Annotated in this window: 1 protein-coding gene; it reads left to right on the top strand. The window is 58.7% G+C overall.

All coding sequences use genetic code 11. The features are described 5' to 3' along the window. The first annotated feature begins 78 nt into the window (after window positions 1-78). Window positions 79-1,164, top strand: coding sequence for an IS630 family transposase (locus ACIP1U_RS32620; RefSeq protein ID WP_400324083.1), 1,086 nt, complete (start codon window positions 79-81; stop codon window positions 1,162-1,164).

Consider the following 1,164-nt stretch of genomic DNA (forward strand, 5'->3'; position numbering starts at 1 on the left):
GTCCCGCGTCAGAAGTTCCTTGCATTATTGACACCACATAGTAGTCTGCGTTGAAGGCACGCAAACGGCGAGGCGGTGATGAGAGGAAGACCAAAGGCGGAACTCGTGTTGAATGAGGTCGAACGTGAGCAACTCAAGGCGCTGACGATGCGGCGCAAGACCGCACAGGCGTTGGCGTTACGCGCGCGCATTGTGCTGGCTAGCGCTGAAGGCTTGGACAACAAGACCGTCGCGGCAAAGCAGCGTGTCACTCAGCAAACCGTATCGAAATGGCGTGCGCGGTTCGTGGCGCATCGGCTCGATGGACTGCTCGATGCTCCGCGCCCAGGGGCACCGAGGTCCATCGATGATGCCCAGGTGGATGCGGTTATTGCCAAGACGCTCGAATCCGTGCCGGCCAACGCCACCCACTGGAGCACGCGCAGTATGGCTCGCGCGGCGAATCTATCTGCGTCGACCGTGACGCGTATCTGGCGTGCGTTTGGACTGCAGCCTCATCGACAGGAGACCTTCAAGCTCTCCACCGACCCATTGTTCGTGGAGAAGGTGCGCGATATCGTGGGGTTGTACCTCGACCCACCGCTCAAAGCCATGGTGTTGTGCGTGGACGAGAAGAGCCAGATTCAAGCACTGGACCGCACGCAACCCATGCTACCGCTGGCGCCAGGCATCCCCGAGCGACGCACGCACGACTACATGCGCCATGGCACGACAACGTTGTTCGCCGCGCTGGACATCGCCACTGGAAAAGTTATCGGTGAATTGCATCGCAGACATCGCAGCAGTGAGTTCCTGCAGTTTCTACGCACGATTGAAGCCAGCGTGCCACCCAAGCTCGATGTGCATCTCGTCATGGACAACTACGGCACGCACAAGACGCCGTCGATCAAGGCTTGGTTCGCTCGCCATCCGCGCTTCCATGTTCATTTCACACCGACCTCCGCCTCATGGATCAATCAGGTGGAACGCTGGTTTGCAGCCATTACGGAACAATACATTCGCCGCGGCACGCATCGATCAACCCGACAACTTGAGCAGGCCATCCAACAATACCTCGATCTGAACAACGCCAACCCCACGCCTTTCGTGTGGACGAAGTCCGCCGATGACATCCTCGCCAGCATCAGGCGATTTTGTCTGCGAATTTCTGACGCAGGACACTAG

The organism is Cupriavidus sp. NPDC089707 (assembly GCF_044748965.1).
Taxonomy (GTDB): Bacteria; Pseudomonadota; Gammaproteobacteria; order Burkholderiales; family Burkholderiaceae; genus Cupriavidus.